This window comes from Nodularia spumigena CCY9414 (genome assembly GCF_000340565.2).
GTDB classification, from domain to species: domain Bacteria; phylum Cyanobacteriota; class Cyanobacteriia; order Cyanobacteriales; family Nostocaceae; genus Nodularia; species Nodularia spumigena.
Window position 1 is genome coordinate 3,298,553 of sequence record NZ_CP007203.1, and the last position, 21,679, is coordinate 3,320,231.

Below are 21,679 nucleotides of genomic sequence, written 5' to 3' on the forward strand. Positions count from 1 at the left end.
ATGACTAATGACTAATGACTAATGAGTAAAACCTATAAAGCCACTGGAATTAATCTCAAAGCCCAAGTGCTGGGAGAATCAGACAGGATAGTCACAATTTTGACACGGGAGTTCGGTTTGATTCAAGCAGTTGCACCAGGGGCGCGCAAACAAAACTCTAGCCTGGGTGGTAGGAGTGGGATGTTTGTGGTGAATGAATTACTGATTGCCAAAGGGCGATCGCTCGATAGAATTACACAAGCACAAACTGTCAAAACTTATCCAGATTTGGCTAAAGATTTGGGGAAGCTTGCTGCTGGTCAGTATTTAGCCGAAATAGTGCTGTGTCAAGCTTTGAGTGAACAACCCCAAGAGGAACTTTATCAGTTACTCAATGAATATCTTCATCAATTGGAATTACTTCCCAAAACTGATACATCTGCTATTTATGCTCAATTAGCTCAGGGAGTGTTTCATTTTTTTGCTCTAGCAGGGTTGTCACCTCAAGTACAAGTCTGTTGCTTAACTCAGAAGATTTTAAGACCAGACTTTACCAACCCTAATTGGCGCGTGGGATTTAGTGTTACCGCCGGTGGTACAGTCTGTTTACAGGCTTGGGAAAATTTGCGTAAAGATAGAGTTCAGCCCCGTCTGGCTCCATCAGCCGATGACCGAAACCTAGCTTACCAAACAGTTGTTCATCACCAAGATATACCAGTAATTTCTTGTCGCTTGGATGCTACAGAACTAACCATGCTCCAAAATCTGTCACAACCAGAGATAATGCGAATGGATGCTGCCAAAAATTATGGCTGGTTATCTGTTGAGAAGATTTTGCGCCAGTATGCTCAATATCATTTAGGTCGCCCAATTCTTTCTGCTACCTTGATTGACTCTTATTTTGCCGCTAACCATGATGCAACCGTCTGATTTGGATAGAAAAATCCTACCTTTATCACCAAACACCAAAAAACAGAATAGGGCATCAGATCCTACAGTCAAGAATCACTTGAGTGCTGTTCCTAAGTCTACAAATTGTCCAGAACAGACACAAGATGTTTGTGAAAATGTTCAAACAAATACATCTTCAAGCCCAAAAACTGAGGTTTCCCCAGAATCTGAAACCGGGAGCAACGGTAATGGACGCAGTTTGTCTGTAGCCACTGCTTCGGAAACAGAATCAGCACAATTAGATGAGTCTGGTGTCAATGGTGACACAGAATCAGAAAATGGGGGAGAGCAGGGATTTTTACCTGTATTAAGAAATCCTAATTTTCTGGCTCTTTGGGGTGGTCAAGTTTTCTGCCAGATGGCAGATAAAGTATATTTGGTGCTGATGATTGGCTTGATTAATACTCAGTTTCAAGGAAGTGATCAAAGCATTAGCGGTTGGGTATCAGCTCTAATGATGGCTTTTACGATTCCGGCTGTACTGTTTGGTTCTGTGGCTGGTGTGTTTGTGGATCGCTGGTCGAAAAAAACTGTACTAGTCACAACTAATGCTTGGCGCGGTATCCTGGTTTTGTCAATTCCGTTTTTGCTGTGGTTAACTAATGATTGGCAACCTATTGGGATGTTACCTGTGGGTTTTGCCATTATTCTGGGTGTGACTTTTTTAGTCTCTACTCTGACTCAGTTTTTTGCCCCAGCTGAACAAACAGCAATTCCTTTGGTGGTGGAAGAACAGCATTTACTGTCGGCTAATTCTCTGTACACAACAACCATGATGGCTTCGGTGATTGTGGGGTTTGCGATTGGGGAACCACTGTTAGCGATCGCTGATACACTTTGGCTACAGATTGGTGGTAATGATGGCTTAGGTAAGGAACTTTTGGTGGGTGGTAGTTATGCGATCGCTGGATTCATTTTACTGCTGTTGGCGACTAAAGAAATACCCCACCACCCGGACACTGAATTTCCTCACGTCTTCTCTGACTTGCGCGATGGTTTCTCTTACCTCAAAGCTAATTCTCGTGTCCGCAATGCCTTACTACAACTGACTATTTTGTTTTCTGTGTTTGCGGCTTTAACTGTTCTAGCTGTGCGGATGGCAGAAATCATTCCCAATTTAAAAGCATCTCAGTTTGGTTTTTTACTAGCATTTGGTGGGATTGGTATGGCAGCTGGGGCGACAATTCTCGGTCAGTTTGGTCAGCGCTTCTCCTACTCTGAACTTAGTCTGTGCGGTTGCTTAGGTATGGCAGGATGTCTAATTGGTCTGTCGATATTCACCACACAACTCTGGATTATACTGCTGTTGATAGCCTTGTTGGGTGTGTTTGGGGCGCTAGTCGGTATCCCTATGCAAACCGCTATTCAAACAGAAACCCCTCCAGAAATGCGGGGTAAGGTCTTTGGTCTGCAAAATAATGTGATTAATATTGCTTTAACTCTACCCTTGGCATTAGCAGGCGTAGCGGAAACCTTTGTAGGATTACAAGCTGTTTTCTTAGTATTAGCTGTGACTGTGTTCTCAGGAGGTATATTAACTTTGTATAATTCCCATTAGTAGTGATCAGACTTAAAGGAGATATAATTCAATACATTCCTAGCAACAGCAATTTAATGAAAAATTGTGCTTTTGTGCTAAACTAAATCCAGCAAAAATCAATCATAGACTTGCTGAGTATCAATTTGATATTAGCAAGACCAACTCTTTATTAAAATATAGTTATTCACAACTTAATCTTAATATTTATAGGTTAAATTCGGCAATGCACTGGTTTAATAGTAATAAAGCTTGGCTTATTGACTGGGGTAGTGTGGAGTTATATACAACCGCCAAGGACGTTAGGACATAAACTGAACATAAAAGTTAGACAACGAAAGGCTTTTACCCCACGGACCACGGACCACGGACCACTCCCCTGCTATATATACAACCTAAACAGCCAAAAATTGCCACAGGATAAAAGACAAGCAACTAAAAAATTGATGTAACAAACCCGATTTTCAAAATAGCTAACAAAGAATGCGTATAGCCTGGATTGGAAAGAAATCACCCTTTTGTGGTAACGTCACCTACAGTCGAGAAGTTACAAATGCCTTGCACCGGGAACACGAAGTTAGTTTTCTCCACTTCGCCCAAGAAGAATCTGAAACTGACAATTGGCCAAATTTTCAAGAAGTTTCCTTACCCTTCATTTATAAATCACAGGTTTACACAATTCCCAGTTTTAAAGCGACTAAGGTATTAACTGATTCGCTACGGAAAATTAAGCCGGATATAGTCCATGCTTCTCTGAGTTTATCGCCCCTGGACTTTATGCTACCGGAAATCTGCGAGCAATTGAATTTGCCTCTGATTGCCACTTTTCACACAGCATTTGCGGGGAAAGGGGCAAAATTTGTATCGGGAACACAGATGTTAGCTTATCAACTTTACGCGCCTTGTTTGGGGAACTACGATCGCGTAATTGTGTTTTCCCAAATTCAGCGCGATTTATTAGCAAGTCTGGGTGTGAAGAAGCAGAAAATTGCTGTGATTCCCAATGGAGTGGATACTACCAAGTTTTCTCCGGGAGAGTCTACAGTCAAAGCGGAATTCAAAGCCGAACGTTTGTTTGTTTATCAAGGTCGCATCGCCCCAGAAAAAAACGTAGAATCTCTTCTGCGGGCTTGGAAGCAATCACAGATGGGGGCTGGTAGTAAGCTGCTGATTGTGGGTGATGGTTCTTTGAAGTCTTCTTTGGAACCATTTTATGGTTCAGAATCTGGCATTATTTGGTTGGGATTTGTGGCAGACGAACAGCGCCGCATCGAAATTTTACGGGGTGCAGATGTATTTATTTTGCCTTCGTTGGTTGAGGGTTTGTCTTTGTCTTTGTTAGAAGCCATGTCTTGTGGAATAGCTTGTTTAGCTACAGATGTGGGTGCCGATGGTGAAGTGTTAGAGCAAGGTGCGGGTGTAGTATTGAAGACTAAGACGGCGCGATCGCAATTAAGAACCCTGTTACCATTATTTCAAGACCATCCTGAGTTAACTACCTTACTGGGACAAAAAGCCAGACAGCGTGTATTAGACCGCTATACTCTCAGTAAAAATATTACTCAGTTAGAAGAATTATACAAAGAAGTTTTAGCACAGTGGCCTGTACCTCTGGGTCGCAGAGCGTAAAATATCAATCAGCTACGCGGAGTCATTAGTCCTTAGTCATTAGTCCTTAGTTAACTACACTCACGATAGTTTGCGTGGCGTAGCCGTGGGGCGAGGTATACATCTTCGGGGGAAAGGAGCTAGAACTATGGAATAGAACCCCATATTCTCAATTGTCTTGGCGAAGCCTCTCCCTTTGGGAGAAGGTGCAGCGTAGAGCCGTTAGGCAACATCGGGTTTTTATACAGGTTGATTACCCGAACTGTTAATACGAAAAACACAACTATGTTGCTGTTTCTCAGGTTTTTTCAGCGTCTTTCTTATAAGGAGAGGGGTTGGGGGTGAGGTTCTGTATTTTATTTATGGGCATTCCTTAATAATTCTCACTAACCAGTTATTGATATACTCCATATAGGCGATCGCTCATTAATCGCCTAGATTTATTGTCTTTTTTTGCCTGTAATACTGTACGAGAGGTTACTTTTACAGGAGTATGTCAAGTTTTAACTAAATAACTTTACAAAATTTAAGATTTAATTTACAATTTCTTACATAGCAGCTAAACCTCTGATTAATTTTGAATATGGCTTTAACTATTCAGTCCGCTCAGAATATCTTCTCTAATACTCAAGTTCCCAGCCCGATTCCCGCTACCATCGCCTTGTTCGACCAACTCGGTGTGGATGACCAACTGGCATATCTTTGGTACGCCTACACTGAAATGGGTAAGACCATTACTCCCGCAGCCCCTGGCGCAGCACGCCTGCAACTAGCAGAAAGTTTGCTCAACCAAATTAAAAAAATGTCTCCTGAAGAGCAAACCCAAGTAATGCGGGATCTTGCTAATCGTGCTGACGCTCCCATTAGTCGTTCCTATGGCTTCTTCAGTGTTAATACCAAGCTGGCTTTCTGGTACGAGTTGGGAGAATTGATGAAGCAGGGTGTAGTTGCTCCTATCCCCAGTGGTTATCAAATGACTCCTGGTGTACAAGTAGTGCTAGACGCAACTAAGAAACTTGACCCAGGTCAGCAAATTACAGTGCTGCGGAACACTGTAGTAAACATGGGATTCGATACTTCTGATTTGGGGCCAAGTAGCTATCCCAAAGCCGTTGAGGAACCTGCATTTGCTCGTACTGCTCCATCTATCTCCTCAGTCAAAATTGATGGCGTTACAGAACCTGCTGTACTGAGCTACATTGAAGCGATGAATGCTGACAACTTTGATAAAGCTATTAGTCTGTTTACTCCCGAAGGTGCGCTACAACCACCATTCCAAAAACCAATTGTAGGGCATGAAGCGATCGCCAAATATATGCGCGAAGAAGCCCAAGGACTAAACATGATGCCCAAACAAGGTATCTGTGAAGATCAGCCTGATGGTTCTAAGCAACTTAAAATTACAGGTGTTGTCCAAACTCCCTGGTTCGGTGTAACTGTGGGTATGAATATTGCTTGGCGGTTCTTAATTAATCCCGAAGGCAAAATTTTCTTCGTAGCTATTGATATGCTGGCTTCTCCTGAAGAACTGTTAAATCTGCGTCGCGTTTAATCAAACAGGGTAGGACTTGCCTATCCTACTAAAATATTTCTAAAAGATAAATTACAAGTCCAAAGATCCCCGACTTCTTGAAGAAGTCGGGGATCTGAGTTTTTCGGATTTGTTTACAGACCATCCTAAATTGGTAGGCTGTTCATAAACCCGCTTCAGAGTATTCACATCTCTGGGAGAAATAGGCGGTGGGTTGCGAACTTGGGAAAAGTATAAAGCATCAGTTGGTAAATCACTATGTCCCCAAATTCCTAAAGCATGACCGAGTTCGTGGCGGGATGCTGCTTTAAGAAATACACCTGTTTGAGTAGGACTCAATAAAATGGTGAAGCGGTGCGATAAAATATTATAGCTATTGTATAACTCATAAGTAGCTTGTGCAGAACGCGCACGGAGAAAATTAGCATCACGGGAAAATTGCAAAGGCGGCGCTTTTCGCAGAATAGTAATATCAGCAATATCTGGCTGTTCTACTACCACCAAAGGTAAATAAGCACTCCACTCTTGCACAGTTTCTAAGACACTACTAAACCATGCTTGAGCCTGGGTCTTATTCCCTGCTTGTGGTATCTCTACATAGATTTTAACCGGAAATTGCGACCAGATTAAATAACTTACCTGTGTTTTTTCCACTTGGGAAAAGTAGTCCCCACTATTTGTATCATCTTGCCATTGCGCCAGTGTGGGCGGTAGGGGATGGGAAGATGGGGAGATAGAGGTGCTTTCTATTACAGCATGAGATGGCAGGTTAGTAAAAATAACTAGCAGTCCTGCACCAATTAATAAGGACAGAACTGCTAGTAATCTTCGTGTATATAAACTTTGGCGGGTTTTAGGTTTTGGGTATTGATTTTTAGGCGTTGCTGAATCACAGTATGAAATGCCAAAATTACCTTTCTTTTTCTTGGTTCCTTTGCGCCTACCCTTCGGGAACGGCTTCGCCGAATGCGCCTTTGCGTGAGACATATTCATACTCGAAATCAGGAACGCGGATTTTTATTTCCCATTATCCTATGCCCTTATTTTTACTTAGGTAGCCAACCTGCACTCAAAACCACTGTTAAGCCCATAAAGATGACCGTCAGCGCCCAGGTAACTCGGTTTAAGGTGTCTTCTGCACTCTTGGTGCTGCTGAATAATTGGGTTTGTCCACCAATGGCAATTCCATCGCCTTTGGGGCTATGTAGCAGCACTAAAACAATGACACCAAAGGCAGAAACCGCCCAAACAATTTGCACAATAGTTGTAGCTGTCATGGTTAAGAATCTCTCTTATAACAAATTTCAAATTGGGATCAAAAGTCGAAACTTAGGAGTGAAAAAACTCTCCACTCCTAAGCTTGTTTACATACCAGCTTCCACGGGAGTCCGAGTGCGTTCCACTTCATATCCGGCTGGTGTCAATAGCGATCGCCCTGTCATTTCTGACGGTTGCGGCAGCTGTAAAATCTCTAGTATGGTGGGTGCAATGTCGGCTAACTTGCCATCGCTGCGTAGTTCCACATTTGTACCATGTCCAGGGATTTTTATCGCCTCTCCTTCCACTAAAATGAAGGGGACGGGATTAGTCGTGTGAGCTGTCCAGGGATTACCTTCTTCATCTAGCATATACTCAGCGTTACCGTGGTCAGCAGTAATCATGGCTGTACCTCCGGCTTTGCTAATGCTGGTGAGTAAGCGACCCAAACAGTGATCTACTGTTTCAATAGCTGTCACTGTGGCTTCTATTTGACCAGTATGCCCTACCATGTCTGGGTTAGCATAGTTAATCACTACTAAAGTATACACACCCTTTTTGATCGCTGCGATCGCCACATCTGTAACTGCTTCTGCTGACATTGTAGGGGCTTTGTCGTAAGTTGCTACCATTGGACTACTTACGAGTTCTCGGTCTTCCCCAGCCAAAGGTTCCTCTAGTCCCCCATTAAAGAAATAAGTGACATGGGCGTATTTCTCCGTTTCAGCCGTGCGGAATTGCTGCAAACCATTATTGGCAATTACTTCACCTAAAATATTACTCAAATTTTGGGCTTCAAAAGCTACATCTACTGGTAGTTCTGAATCGTATTGAGTAAAGGTAGCAAAGGATAACGGCTGAATTTGCTTTCTTTCAAAGCCTGTAAATTGAGGGCTGACAAAAGCTTGAGTCAACTGTCTCGCGCGGTCTGGGCGGAAGTTAAAGAATATCACACCGTCCCCTGGTTCTATCGCGCCAGGGGCAATGCGGACTGGATTGATAAACTCATCCTTCACACCTTCAGCATAAGATGCTTCTAAGATTTCCCCCGCCTGACGACCATCAACCGCAGTATCTTGTGTCATCACGTCATAGGCACGTTTTACCCGATCCCAACGGTGATCTCGATCCATCGCGTAATAACGACCGCTCAGGGTGACAATGCGCCCAATGCCTTTCTGGTCTATCTGACCCTGCAATAGCTTGATTGCTTTTATACCCTCAGTGGGGGCAGTATCACGACCATCAGTGATGGCGTGGATACACACTTGTGAAATTTCCTGTTCCTTGGCTAAGTCAAGTAGTCCGAAGAGATGGGTGAGATGAGAGTGTACCCCTCCCTCCGAACAAAGTCCCACCAGATGCAGCTTGCCATTCCCAGAGCGAACTTCCTGGCAAATTTTGACAAGTGCGGGGTTTTTGAGAATAGAACCATCTTCCACGGCATCCGAGATGCGTACCAATTCTTGAGGTACTACTCGCCCAGCGCCAATGTTCAAATGACCCACTTCCGAGTTGCCCATCTGACCTTCTGGCAACCCTACGGCTTTTCCTGATGTGCTAATGAGGGTGTGCGGGTAAGCTGTCCATAAGCTTTCCACTATGGGAGTTTTAGCAGCGACAATTGCGTTTCCTCGCTTCTGTTCGCAGTAGCCCCACCCGTCTAAAATGACTAGCACCACAGGCGCAACAGGTGCTTTGGTCATAGTAAAATTGCCCTTTACTTTTTGTAATATCCGAATGATACCACTGCTAATCATCAGCGCAAGTGAATTTATGCTGATTAACTTATTTTATTTACATTCTTTTTCATAGTTAGTAGTGGCCTTTTAAGGGACTTCCAAGAAATAAATTATCCAAATAAACGTTCGCGTAGCGTGCGCGTAGCGCATACCACATAGACACAGAGAACACGGAGTTATGAGGGTTTGAGAGGTTTTTTGGGTTAGGTGATTTCGTATTTTTTTATTTGTAAGTCCCTAAGCCACTACTAGGCAGTTGATCATTTGCCTTTTCCAGAAGATTTGGTAGCTTTAGCAGCTTTTTTCGCAGCTTTTTCGGCAGCTATTGCAGCTAATTTAGCTTGTTCCTTTTCTTCGGCAATTTTATCCAGGTAGTAATGATAGTCTCCTAAGTAGACACGAAATTCACCGTCGCGGATTTCGACGATTTTGTTAGCTACTTGGGAGATAAAATAACGGTCGTGGGAAACTACAATGGCAGTGCCATCATAGTTCTGTAACGATTCTTCCAACATTTCTTTGGCTGGAATATCTAAGTGGTTTGTCGGCTCATCTAAAATCAGCAGATTGGCTGGACGTAACAGCATTTTCGCTAATGCTAAACGCGCTTTTTCGCCTCCACTTAATGCACCGACTGATTTAAATGCTGTCTCTCCTGTGAACAAAAACCGTCCCAAAAGTCTGCGGACTTCTTCGTTTGTCCAGTCGGGGACTTCATCATGGATGGTTTCCATGACTGTTTTCTTTAAATCTAAAGCTTCGGCTTGATTTTGCTCAAAGTAGCCGGGAAGTACATTATGATCGCCTAATTTGGCAATTCCTTCTGTGGGTGGTTCCATACCCATGATTACCCGTAACAGGGTAGATTTTCCCGCACCGTTGGGACCGAGAAAGGCAATGCGATCGCCTCTTTCAATTAATAAATTTGTGGCTAAGAATAAGATTTTATCATCATAGACATGAGTTAAATCTTTAATTTCTACTACTTCTCGTCCACTGCGGGGTGCTGGCGGAAAGCGGAAGTGCAGGGTTTTCACACCCGCCACAGGTGCTTCAATGCGCTCGATTTTTTCTAGTTGTTTTTCCCGGCTTTTCGCCTGGGTGCTGCGAGTCGCACTGGCGCGAAATCGGTCAACAAATGTTTGCTGTTTCTCTAGTTCTTTCTGCTGGCGTTCGTAGGCGCTCAATTGTGCTAGTTGATTTTCAGCTTTTTGTTCTAAGTATGCTGAATAGTTACCTAAGTAGGTAGTAGAAACACCACGTTCAGTTTCCACGATGTGGGTGCAGAGGCGGTCAAGAAATTCCCGGTCATGGGAAACTATCACCATTGGAGTATTCAGGTTTTTGAGGTAATTCTCTAGCCACTCAATGGTTTCTAAGTCTAAATGGTTAGTCGGTTCGTCCAGTAGTAATAAGTCGGGTTTTTGCAGAAGGATTTTACCTAAACTCATCCGCATTTGCCAACCACCGGAGAAAGCACTGACGAGGCGATCGCCATCTTCGGAATCAAACCCCATTTCTGGTAAGATTTTCCCGATGCGTGCGTCTAAGTTATAGCCATCAAGGGCCTCAAATTGACGCTGTAAGCGATCTAGTTTATCAATCAGTTTATCCAGTTCTTCTGGGGTAGCCGTTTCCATATCGCGCTGTACTTGCGCCAGGGACATTTGTACTTTGTTGGCTTCTTCAAAGACGATCCAAAATTCTTCTCTAACTGTGCGGCCCGGATCTACTTCAAACTCTTGGTTGAGGTATGCTATGTGCAAACTGTTGGGACGAATGATTTCGCCGGCGGTGGGTTCAATTTCCCCGGTGATAATTTTTAGCTGGGTGGATTTTCCCGCACCGTTGACACCGACTAAGCCAATGCGCTCCCCTGGTTTGACTTCCCAGTTGATATCTTTGAGAACCTCGCCTGTGGGATAAATTTTACTGATATGTTCTAGTCGCAGCATCAAGTTTCTCTCAGGTAGGGTATGGGTAGTTAAGGACGAAGTACTAACACTGCTTTCAATATTAACAATAATTAACTCAACCTTATCCACTTAAGTCTCCAGCTTCAGCTATTTGTTCTACGGCTAAACCTGGGGAAGTTCCTACCCTCAGCAAAGCGGGGTAGGGATTCTTGACATCTCCCTTTGCTAGAAGCAAAGGGATTCTAACTTGCAATGCTCCGTCTTTGATTAATCCTCAATTTTATCCCATATTCTGGACAAAGTTGCTTAAAAGGTAACGGACTTGCACATTCAGCACTCAACGCTTTGAGCGCCGCAGTCTATCCCCAGGGAAGCGGGATAGGGACTGCGGCGCTATTTGTGCAAACTGTAGTTATAAGCTGTCGGCTGCTATATAAAACCTAGACAAAACTAGACTTTACTTTCTACTTCAACGGGAGCATGGGAGCAGTTATCCCTCAGTAGACTTTCACGCCTTAGCCAGACGCGATTGTGTTCCAATTAAGTTTCTGAAAAAGACTACCACCATCATTGCTTGGTTTTCGCGTCGGCAATAGTCTCAATTCAATACTTGATATCACCGTATTATATATCAAGTAGTTGATTTTTTCCTAAAATATATATTGATTTTTGTCAATATAAGTATAGTTTTGTCTATGAAATTGTCAACCTAGGACTTGCTCACCAGAACGGGGTACAATAGCCCAGAAGGTGGTTTCACCCATCAGCCCTAGTGATAGAGCAAAAATCCAATATTTGTCTACAGTTTCTCCATTTGCTGGGGCAGTATTTTCAGCAGTAGGATATAAACTCAAGACTCCGCCTTCATTCAGAAGAGAACGGACTTTTTCCCCAGCTATTGCTTGAGTAACACCATCAGCAAATCCAAAAGCATGAGGTTGATTAAGAATCTGTGCTAAAGGACTGTTAACATCACTGTCATCCTCAATAAAACTCTTAATCGCTGAGGATAAAGCTTGAGTAAATGTTACCTTTCCACCTAAAGACATTTGTTTGTTAATTGCAGCATGAGTAGCAATAAACTGCAACTGGGGAACTTTTAATTCTTTTTTGATACCTCCAATGGTGTTTTTTCCATAGGCCAAAGTAGAAACATTGCTTCCCTCTGCATCAAAGAGTTTAGCTTCATCCCCAGCATCATTCCAAATAGCAGTTTTACTACCAAAAGAAAAACCACCAGTTTCCGAATGTTCTTGATTTGTATAAACCCGGAAATTCTTACCACCTTCTAAAATAGTTCCTTGAGGGAAAGTGAATACTTGTTTAGCACTACCCGCCGAGGTGATTTTCCACCCAGAGATATCAGCTGTACTGTTACCCAGGTTGCTAATCTCTATATACTCATCAGCTTGAGTGCGTTTGACTTCACCTTTATAAACCAGTCTAGAAATAGTGACATCTTTAGTCACGGTAATGGTAAATTCTTCTGCGTCACTAACTAAAGTTTCTGCTACCGATTCTGGTGATGGTTCTGGTGTAACTTCTGCTACCGATTCTGCTGATGGTTCTGGTGTAACTTCTGCTACCGATTCTGCTGATGGTTCTGGTGTAACTTCTGCTACCGATTCTGCTGATGGTTCTGGTGTAACTTCTGCTACCGATTCTGCTGATGGTTCTGGTGTAACTTCTGCTACCGATTCTGCTGATGGTTCTGGTGTAACTTCTGCTACCGATTCTGCTGATGGTTTAATAAATTCAGCAGTAGCAATCAACCCTTGTCCACTACTATGAGCGAGGATGATATGATTAAGTGGTGAATTAGGTTGTAAATCAGTAATGGAGTTACCATTATTCTGGTACAGGGTTTTGACTCCGGTAAATAGAGGATGATTTGGGTTATTAACAGGCACATTAGCGCTAATACCGTTGTATATTCCTTGATATTGCAGACCAAAAGCAGCTAGGAAAGTATTCCAATTATTAGCCTCTACCTGCGCTCCTCCTTGACCAGTACCCGCACAGAGGTAAACCTTACCACCATTCTTCACATATTCAATTAAAACTTGGTTATCTACAGGATCACCACCGATAAAAATCCCGTCATATTGTTGCAAAGTTGTTAAGTTAACCGTGATATTTATCCCCTTAGTCCAAGTATGACCAGCATTAGCCATAGTGTTAGCCAGGGACGCTCCAGTTAAACCGAAATTGTTGGAAAGTACATGAAATTTGCCTTTATTATCCCCTACAAAGTATTTAGCAACATTGAGAGCAAAGGTGGCCCCATCTGGAGCGGCTTTGATTCCTTGATCACTTAAAGTCCATTCGTCTGCATTAATGACAATTTGACCATTCAATGACTTGGGCGCGGGAGGGTTGGTTACTGTCGAAGATTCCTGAGCAGATGCAACACCTAAAACCGAACCACTGTTGGGGATATACTCCCAATTACTGGTGAGGGTTTTTCTAGTAAATAGTTGATTGTTCATGCCAATACCAACAATGGTACCATCTGCCATGACGGTAATACCTAAAACCGAACCACTGTTGGGGATATACTCCCAATTACTGGTGAGGGTTTTTCTAGTAAATAGTTGATTGTTCATGCCAATACCAACAATGGTACCATCTGCCATGACGGTAATACCTAAAACTGAACCACTGTTGGGGATATACTCCCAATTACTGGTGAGGGTTTTTCTAGTAAATAGTTGATTGTTCATGCCAATACCAACAATGGTACCGTCTGCCATGACGGTAATACCTAAAACCGAACCACTGTTGGGGATATGCTCCCAATTACTGGTGAGGGTTTTTCTAGTAAATAGTTGATTGTTCATGCCAATACCAACAATGGTACCATCTGCCATGACGGTAATACCTAAAACCGAACCACTGTTGGGGATATACTCCCAATTACTGGTGAGGGTTTTTCTAGTAAATAGTTGATTGTTCATGCCAATACCCACTAGGATATTCTTAGTGTTTACCACTGTTGACTTGGGCGCGGGAGGGTTGGTTACTGTCGAAGATTCCTGAGCAGATGCAACACCTAAAACCGAACCACTGTTGGGGATATACTCCCAATTACTGGTGAGGGTTTTTCTAGTAAATAGTTGATTGTTCATGCCAATACCAACAATGGTACCGTCTGCCATGACGGTAATACCTAAAACCGAACCACTGTTGGGGATATACTCCCAATTACTGGTGAGGGTTTTTCTAGTAAATAGTTGATTGTTCATGCCAATACCAACAATGGTACCGTCTGCCATGACGGTAATACCTAAAACTGAACCACTGTTGGGGATATGTTGCCAATTACTGGTGAGGGTTTTTCTAGTATATAGTTGATTGTTCATGCCAATACCAACAATGGTACCATCTGCCATGACGGTAATACCTAAAACCGAACCACTGTTGGGGATATGCTCCCAATTACTGGTGAGGGTTTTTCTAGTAAATAGTTGATTGTTCATGCCAATACCAACAATGGTACCATCTGCCATGACGGTAATACCTAAAACCGAACCACTGTTGGGGATATACTCCCAATTACTGGTGAGGGTTTTTCTAGTAAATAGTTGATTGTTCATGCCAATACCCACTAGGATATTCTTAGTGTTTACCACTGTTTGCTCAACTGTAGAAATCAATTCAACTATCCACTCGTTACCAATACCAGTATTCCAGGTTGTTACACCTTGTGCTGTGTCAGGACGATGTAAATAATCTCCTTTCCACGACTTGAGTTTGATTTTGTTGTCACCTATTGATTCAACTATCCACTCATTACCAATACCAGTATTCCAGGTTGTTACACCTTGTGCTGTGTCAGGACGATGTAAATAATCTCCTTTCCACGACTTGAGTTTGATTTTGTTGTCACCGATTGATTCAACTATCCACTCATTACCAATACCAGTATTCCAGGTTGTTACACCTTGTGCTGTGTCAGGACGATGTAAATAATCTCCTTTCCACGACTTGAGTTTGATTTTACTATTTGTTGGTAGTTTAGTGGCGGTGGCGGTGGAAAATAAACTGGATATCTCACTGTCATTCAAGGCTGTGTCGTAAACACGCAGTCCGCTATAACGAGCATCGGGGGCGAATTTGTTGTCAACCCCTACAAGAGAGCGACCTAGCTTAAAGGCTTGACCATTCGCAATATTGGCTACCCCATTTCCAGTGGCATTTCCTAAGATTACGCCGTCAATATATAATTTCAGGGATTTCCCTTGGCGTACTACTGCTAGGTGATGCCATTTTCCATCATTGAATCCGGCTGTTTTACTTTCTACACCTATATAGTTAGTACCATTCTGATCTTGATCTACTTCAGATGCAATGATACCACCAGGTCTAGATTCGTGTTTGCCGGTCATGCGAATGCAGAAAAAGTTGCCATGAGACCCTGCGGCACGGTTTCCAGCTATGTCAAAGTAACGATAGGACTCTTTTGTTTGCAACCAAAAAGCTAGGGTAAAATCGCTGGTACCAAATTGACCGATTTGGGTACCAAAGGAAACAAATGAATTGTCTGAACCGTTAATGTGTACTGCTGTGTTCCCCCCTGGTCCTTCATTGTCCAAGGTTGCATTTGACAATGTACCCTCAATTTGTGATCCGTTTCCTTTCTGGGTCAGGAGGCATGGGAATGAATTAATCATGGCGGTTATATGCACTAGATAAATAATGAAGTCAATAACTGACTTTTTGTTTTTTAGATACTACTATTACCACTTATTTCATCTTGAATATAAGTTACGAAAATTAACATAAATTTATCTTATAAAATATTATGTTGTGAAATATGATTTAATCATTGGTAATTTAGTGGTAAATTGAAGTATCATAAACAGGCAATTCTCAGGGCTGTTTGTTTTTGTTTGTTTTAGTTATCCTGAAAAAAATTCAGGTTTTTTAGTAGTTAGTATGCCAAGCTAAGAATTGAAATGCAAATTTAATAAACATCTAATGTGGAAATATCAAAATTTATAAAGCCAAAAGCAGAACGTTTAATTAGTTTGATTTTGTTGTTAATTCCTTCTACAATACCACTATTAGTTCCATGATCAAAATAAGCAATAATTTTATCAAACCAACGAATAATAGTATTGTAGCTTGTGGGGAAATGATTTTTAGCTTTTGATAACCAAATGCCTAGTTTAAAACCTCCTGGATACCAATCCTTAGTCCGGTTAAAAATATTTCTAATCTTTTCTTTTAGTTCATACATTGCTTTTAGGGTCGGAGATACATTTTGTACTTGATTAAGTTTATTCATCTGCTCTTCATTTAAATCCTCTTGATTTTTTAGCAGGGAATATTTACTATCTTTCATCTGACAAAAACTCACAAACTTATTCAGACTTTCAGGTGTCGCTGCTGCCATTTTGAATTGGAAATTGCCCTAAGTACCTTTAGCAATTCCCATGTTATAGATTAATCAACAGAAATGGTACAAATTCTATACTATCCTCATGGACATCGACCGAATTTAAAAATGCGTCTGACCTAACCCTTGCAGAGACATTGCATACAACGTCTCTACATTTTTTGTCATCAGATGTCTAATACATTCACTGAAGTATTTCTTCCTTCTCTCTGTGTCCTCTGCGCCTCTGCGGTTCCTTAAAAAAATTGACTTTGAAAAGTTTGGTTCCTTAACTTAATCCTTTGCTCTCTATCCTTCCCAGTCCTGACGAGTATCACAAAGAAAATTCTCTGCCATAACATCATCAAATAAATACAGACAACGCTCTGGAAAAGTGCGTAATGGTAAGTTAGTTTCTCGGAGTGCTAAATCAACTCCCGCTTCAAAGCCATTTAACAAGGCTGCTTCTATGGGAGACTTTAAGCAGGGGTTCTGTCGCAAATGCCTATGGATAGCGCGACGCTGTTCTCGAATTGTTAAAAAGCAACTGCGAGAGCGTTGTTCTGGTTGATATTCCCACTTCAACAGATGACCGATTAATACACTGCTAGATAAATACTAGACAAAGCTAGACATTTACTTCTTACGTCAAAGGGAGCATGGGAGCGGTTATCCCTCGGTAAGCGTTCAAGGTTTAGCCAACCTCGATAAAACTATTGCTGCGTTTAAATCTCTGTCCATTGAATGCCCACAATTTTGGCAATTGTAAACTCTTTCTGAAAGTGGCATATCTTGAATATGTCCACAATTGGAACAGGTTTTGGTCGATGGAAACCAACGGTCAGCAATGATTATTTCACAACCAAACTTCTTAGCTTTGTATTCTAGCTGACGCTTGAATTCATAAAATCCGCAATCAGCAATTACTTGAGCTAATTTATGATTAGATAGCATCCCTGAAACATTCAAATTCTCTACGACTATCTTTGCGTGGTTTTTGCATAAGTAAGTAGTGATTTTGTGAAGGGTATTCTTTCTCAAGTTAGCTATCTTGGCATGGTGTCTAGCTAATGTAATTTTAGCTTTATACCTATTGTTGGAACCCTTGATCTTTCTGGCGAGTTTCCTAGAAAGTCTTTTAAGTTTTCTCAGGTTAGTTTTGTAGTGTTTGGGGTTAGGAAATACTACACCTGTAGAAAGAGTAGCTAATTCTTTTACCCCAATATCCACACCTACAACTTCATACTTTTTAAGGGTTGGTTCATGCTCTTGTTCATAAGCAAAGGCGATAAACCAACTGTCAGCAGTACGAGATATAGTGATTGATTTACAAGTGGTATGCGGTAAACCTTCGTAAGCAAAACGACACATTCTATCCTTATGAGCTATGACAATAATTGCGATTTCGCCTTGAAGCATAGACATCATAATTGATAAGAACTTCTTTCTTTTAAAGTTCAAGCCTCCGCCAATTTCCGATACCCATTCGTCAACAGCTAAACCCCTATTTAAACAAAATGTTTCCATAGCGGTGATTTGATTCCTCAATTCCGGTTTCTGTCCATTAGAAGAAACGCGACAATAAACGATATTTTTACGATGTTGCTCTGTGGGTTTTAATCCCTGAATAATCAATAAGTCGTTCTCTGTATAAAACCGATGCCCCGATGGTGTTCTTTTTGCTGGTAATTTTCCAGAATTGTCCCATCTTTGTAGTGTTTTAACAGAAACTCCAATTTTCTCGGCAAATTCATGTGGTTTAAACATAAATACACTTAGATATTTGTCTATAAGTGTATAAGTATGTCTATTTAATTGTCAACTTAGGATAGCTCACCCGACGCGGAATAATTAATCTAAAAAACACAAAAAAGCTCAAACATACTTGGCCTCCTTGTGTTTTTTGATGAAATTGAAGACTAGGAAAATTATAACTAAACTTGTTGTCGCCAGCACCAACTTAAAAGTGTTCCACCTGCTAATAGTTTGACTGCTTCCAGTACAAAGTAACTACCGTGTAGTAAATTCATCGGCGCTGGAATTGCAGATGCTATTTCAAACAAGTTCAGATGAGTTCCGACAGCGCACATTTGCGGAGTCAGGAAAAAGGTATCCAACAGAGTAATAGCCAGCAGCATAACTGCAAACAGAATAACTTGAGGATTCCAGCTAGATTTGGTTTTGCTCAAAGCCAGTACACCAGTCAAGACTACAGCCGCAGACAACAATTCCAGGCGATTAAAATTCCAAAAAATCACATAGCCTGCTGTAGTAAAATCTGTTTGACTCATCATGCCAGAAAGGTAAAGACTAGGCATAATTACCCAATCTAAAACTAGGCTAGCACTCAACCAAAAGCCCAAAGCCAACATAATCGCTGTTTGCCAAGTTGGCCGCTTGAATTCAACTGTAGAAATAGTATTCATAAAAAAATAATTGCTTGTGTTCTATGTTTTGAGTCTAACTGAAAGAGTAGCTTTCAAAACACATAACAATTATCTTTTACAAATAGACGTATAACTTCAAAAAGTAATGATTGTTAATTTTTAAATTAATTTATAAGTAATATTAAGTTTAGTTGGGAATATTTGATTTATAGCGTTTACTAGGCTGAACTTCGACTATATGATCTGTGTTCATCTGTGGTCGAATAATTCTTGTAGTAGCTATTGAAGTGGGAAAACCGTATACTTTACAACATATAACAATTATTTTTTACAAATAGACGTATAACTTCAAAAAGTAATGATTCTTAATTTTTAAATTAATTTATAAGTAATATGAAGTTTCTTGGAGAATATATAATTTATAGCGTTTACATTGTCTTGGCAAGGTTTAAAAGTATTATCACTGATAATAATGTCACAACGGTACTGTTTACTAATGCTTTCTAATCGGGAACCAAGGTTAACACCATCACCAATTGCCGTAAATTCCATCCGCTTACTAGAGCCGATATTACCACTTTCGCCAGTCGCTCATGGGGGAAACCCCCTTGGCGTTAGCCTCTCCCTTTGGGAGAAGACCGCGCTGGCTCACTTTTGACTTTTGACTTTTGCTATATTTCCCCCCTTGGCAAAATATAACTACATAACTCGCAAAATCCTTCACCTTCAGCAGCCTTAGTCATGTAAGTCGGTTGATGTTCCAACTGATTTGCATATTTGAGTACATTCGCCACACCGACAGAGACAGAGAAATGCTGTTGATCAAATAAACTTTCATCATTGGGACTATCACCAACAGTCAGCACTTGTTCTGATGAAAATTCCGGTAAGTATTCTCGCAATACTTGCAATAATCCTACAGCTTTATCTTGCCCTTGGGGTTTAATGTGACACTGCACGTTACTATAAGTAAATCCCCAACCCATTTCTTGACAAAGATTACTCAATATTTGTAATTCACTTAGAGTTAAAGCCGCTACATCAAATGTCCAATCGGTGACACGAAAACGATTGTCGGCTGATTCTTGGATTTGGGGAAATTTGGTTTTTAATTCGGCAAAAGCCACACCTAAACTCTGTCGGTGGGCTTCTAAGTCAGGAATGGGTGTTAAAGTTACTGGTTGATCATACCCAGATGGATAGAACAGACCACCGTTTTCGGCGATCGCACCAACAACAGGCATCAACTGACTCAATCCACTTATCCAGCCAGCCGAACGCCCAGTGACAATTAATACTTTGATTCCACCAGCAGCTAAATCTTCTAAAGCTTGCAGCACTGTCGCCGAAAATTTCCCTCTTTGAGTGAGCGTACCATCCATATCTGTGGCAATTAGGCGAATATTGCTTAATGAAGCCTCAGACAGTGGTTGCAGAGTTGGCGGATTTCCCACAGAGAAGTTTGGGTTATTGTACATATGATTACATATAGGTTTTGAAATCATTTGGAAAAATTTACCATCATACAGCTAAATGGGTCATAATTTGGGCATCATAAAAATAATATCTCAGAGGATGTTTGAATACTTACAAATCATGCTAAATTCAATGTTTACTGCCCAATCTTCTCTAATAAACACGACAAAGGTCTCCCAACAAGTGCTAGCAACTCAACCGCAACTACCACCACTTTTAGCTATGACCTCTGCTGGACTGGGTTTAGCAGTGATTGCTTTGCTCGTCTATGGCAAAATTCAGGTAGAAAAGTTGGAGAAAAAAATCAAATTTCAGAAATTTCGGGCGCGAGAACTAGAAAAGAAGTTTAAACTAGCGCTGGAAACCATTCGCAAAATGGAAACTAATCCCGACTTAGTGAATTCACGGGATTTTAACTTAGATTATCTGCGAATGCGGATGTCAGAAGAGGTGTTTCACTTTGCGATCTTGAATCAAATTAAAGTCCAGGTCAAAGATAAAATATCTCAAGCACTGCGTCCAAATCAAGCCCAGCAAGGAATTGTGGGCGTTGCTAGCAGTGGAAGGCAGGTAGATGAAACTTTTGATGTGGAATATGAGACTGGTATTGGTCCCAAACTGTCTAAACGAGTGCTGTTTAGGGTGCAAATGCGGTTAATCAAGTTACCAACCCAAGCAACTTCTGCCACCATTAGCCAAATTATTGACTGTATTGAAACTTATCTCAGCCCCGTTGAAGGTGAGGATAATTGGCAACCGACAATTCAAGGACGGATTATCTATATGCATTGGGATCAAAAGGCTAAACCTACACCCCTACTGGTGATAGAACAAACTAATGAAGGCGTAAATGTAACTTTTCGCACAAGTCGCCAACAAAATATTTCCGCACAGGATAATTATCCTGGAGTGAACAGATCCGGTGCTGCTAAATAATGGTTTTGACTTCAGGGTGCTGCAATATGGCTATGGTTTTTCCCCGATCACCGTACTAGAGGAATCACGGGTTAAAAGACCATCTTCCATTTCAACGATGCGATCAGCTATGTCTAAGATGCGGTTATCATGAGTTACTAGCAAGATCGAAGTTCCTTGTTCCTTCGCAAGACCTTGCATGATTTCCACAACATCCCGTCCTGATTGTTTATCCAAAGCTGCCGTTGGTTCGTCTGCTAAGACCAGTGGAGGACTATTGACTAGGGCGCGCGCGATCGCTATTCTTTGTTTTTGTCCCCCAGAAAGGCTGTCTGGGTAATAAGTCACTTTGTCCTGTAAACCAACCGCCCCCAACATGGCTTGTGACTTAGAAATTGCTTCATTTTGGGTGATATGCTCATTCAATTCTACTGCCATCTGCACATTTTGGGTGGCACTTAAGAAACCCAACAAATTGTGAGCTTGAAAAATATAACCAATATTACGCCGAATTTGCACTAGTTTATTTTGACTAGCGCCAAACATTTCTACACCTAAAAATTGGAGACTTCCCTCTTGTACAGACCGCAACCCACCAATTAAGCTGAGTAATGTTGTTTTACCTGAACCTGAAGGCCCAGTCATAATCACAATTTCCCCAGGATAAACCTCTAGGTTAATGTCAAATAAAATCTGTTTTTTTAGTGCGCCTTTGCCATAGTAGTGGTTGAGATTTTTTATGGCAATTACAGGTTCTTGTCTCATATTCAAGTGGGTAATTAGGTGTGATTAGTTCCGTCTCGGAACTGTAGTGCCTGTAAATAATGAATATATAGTAATCTGCTTTGATTTTTGATAGCTTGCGTGGCGTAGCCATACTTACTTGCGTAGGTAGGGAGTGGGGAGTGGGGAGTGGGAAACAGCTTTTTGAGTTGTAAGCGCAAAGCGCAGGCTACGCCAACAGAAATCAAATAGGAGTCCTATATATCACTTATCAATT

Annotated in this window: 15 protein-coding genes and 1 pseudogene; 5 read left to right on the forward strand and 11 right to left on the reverse strand. The window is 41.5% G+C overall.

The genetic code is table 11. The annotated features are described in order from the left end of the window. Nucleotides 1-21 precede the first annotated feature (21 nt). The 4 genes from recO to NSP_RS14330 all read left to right on the forward strand — a co-directional run bounded on the left by recO (nucleotide 22) and on the right by NSP_RS14330 (nucleotide 5,627). Nucleotides 22-909 carry a DNA repair protein RecO gene (gene recO / locus NSP_RS14315; RefSeq protein ID WP_006198988.1) on the forward strand — a complete coding sequence of 296 codons (888 nt, stop codon included), beginning with the start codon at nucleotides 22-24 and terminating at the stop codon, nucleotides 907-909. Further along, nucleotides 896-2,488, forward strand: coding sequence for an MFS transporter (locus tag NSP_RS14320; RefSeq protein ID WP_006198990.1), 1,593 nt, complete (start codon nucleotides 896-898; stop codon nucleotides 2,486-2,488). Before recO ends, NSP_RS14320 begins: the two co-directional genes overlap by 14 nt. Nucleotides 2,489-2,950: 462 nt before the next feature. Beyond that, nucleotides 2,951-4,096, forward strand: coding sequence for a glycosyltransferase family 4 protein (locus NSP_RS14325; protein ID WP_017804171.1), 1,146 nt, complete (start codon nucleotides 2,951-2,953; stop codon nucleotides 4,094-4,096). 562 nt (nucleotides 4,097-4,658) lie between these two features. Next, nucleotides 4,659-5,627 carry an orange carotenoid protein N-terminal domain-containing protein gene (locus tag NSP_RS14330; RefSeq protein WP_006199005.1) on the forward strand — a complete coding sequence of 323 codons (969 nt, stop codon included), beginning with the start codon at nucleotides 4,659-4,661 and terminating at the stop codon, nucleotides 5,625-5,627. 51 nt (nucleotides 5,628-5,678) lie between these two features. Here NSP_RS14330 and NSP_RS14335 read toward each other — a convergent pair whose 3' ends face one another. From NSP_RS14335 to NSP_RS14390, 10 genes and pseudogenes are all read right to left on the reverse strand, one after another. Next, nucleotides 5,679-6,593: a hypothetical protein gene (locus tag NSP_RS14335; RefSeq protein WP_006199007.1), complete on the reverse strand. Its 915-nt coding sequence runs from the start codon at nucleotides 6,591-6,593 to the stop codon at nucleotides 5,679-5,681. Nucleotides 6,594-6,652: 59 nt separating this feature from the next. Then, nucleotides 6,653-6,883: a preprotein translocase subunit SecG gene (gene secG, locus NSP_RS14340; RefSeq protein WP_006199009.1), complete on the reverse strand. Its 231-nt coding sequence runs from the start codon at nucleotides 6,881-6,883 to the stop codon at nucleotides 6,653-6,655. Between the two features lie 87 nt (nucleotides 6,884-6,970). Then, nucleotides 6,971-8,569, reverse strand: a complete 1,599-nt coding sequence (gpmI, locus tag NSP_RS14345; protein ID WP_006199010.1) for a 2,3-bisphosphoglycerate-independent phosphoglycerate mutase — start codon at nucleotides 8,567-8,569, stop codon at nucleotides 6,971-6,973. 296 nt (nucleotides 8,570-8,865) lie between these two features. Next, entirely contained in the window at nucleotides 8,866-10,560 is a 1,695-nt protein-coding gene (locus NSP_RS14350) for an ABC-F family ATP-binding cassette domain-containing protein (protein ID WP_044482832.1), read from the reverse strand. A 665-nt stretch (nucleotides 10,561-11,225) separates the two neighbouring features. Beyond that, complete coding sequence (locus NSP_RS23705) at nucleotides 11,226-15,131, reverse strand: tectonin domain-containing protein (protein ID WP_231859474.1); 3,906 nt, start codon at nucleotides 15,129-15,131, stop codon at nucleotides 11,226-11,228. A 336-nt stretch (nucleotides 15,132-15,467) separates the two neighbouring features. Beyond that, nucleotides 15,468-15,865 (reverse strand): annotated as a pseudogene (locus NSP_RS14365) (ISL3 family transposase); the annotation flags it as partial. A 345-nt stretch (nucleotides 15,866-16,210) separates the two neighbouring features. After that, complete coding sequence (locus NSP_RS14370) at nucleotides 16,211-16,498, reverse strand: DUF29 domain-containing protein (protein WP_269454142.1); 288 nt, start codon at nucleotides 16,496-16,498, stop codon at nucleotides 16,211-16,213. Nucleotides 16,499-16,588: 90 nt separating this feature from the next. Then, nucleotides 16,589-17,668: an IS607 family transposase gene (locus NSP_RS26940; RefSeq protein WP_006198623.1), complete on the reverse strand. Its 1,080-nt coding sequence runs from the start codon at nucleotides 17,666-17,668 to the stop codon at nucleotides 16,589-16,591. Nucleotides 17,669-17,835: 167 nt separating this feature from the next. Further along, nucleotides 17,836-18,327, reverse strand: coding sequence for a DUF4149 domain-containing protein (locus NSP_RS14385; RefSeq protein ID WP_006197531.1), 492 nt, complete (start codon nucleotides 18,325-18,327; stop codon nucleotides 17,836-17,838). Nucleotides 18,328-18,959: 632 nt separating this feature from the next. Further along, complete coding sequence (locus NSP_RS14390) at nucleotides 18,960-19,766, reverse strand: HAD family hydrolase (RefSeq protein WP_006197533.1); 807 nt, start codon at nucleotides 19,764-19,766, stop codon at nucleotides 18,960-18,962. Nucleotides 19,767-19,884: 118 nt separating this feature from the next. Here NSP_RS14390 and NSP_RS14395 point away from each other — a divergent pair, with 118 nt between their 5' ends. Next, nucleotides 19,885-20,700, forward strand: coding sequence for a hypothetical protein (locus NSP_RS14395; RefSeq protein WP_042202534.1), 816 nt, complete (start codon nucleotides 19,885-19,887; stop codon nucleotides 20,698-20,700). 30 nt (nucleotides 20,701-20,730) lie between these two features. On the opposite strand, the gene NSP_RS14400 is transcribed toward NSP_RS14395, so the two are convergent. Then, the gene (locus NSP_RS14400; RefSeq protein WP_006197535.1) at nucleotides 20,731-21,444 is read right to left on the reverse strand and encodes a DevA family ABC transporter ATP-binding protein; all 714 of its coding nucleotides are present in this window, start codon (nucleotides 21,442-21,444) and stop codon (nucleotides 20,731-20,733) included. Nucleotides 21,445-21,679 lie beyond the last annotated feature (235 nt).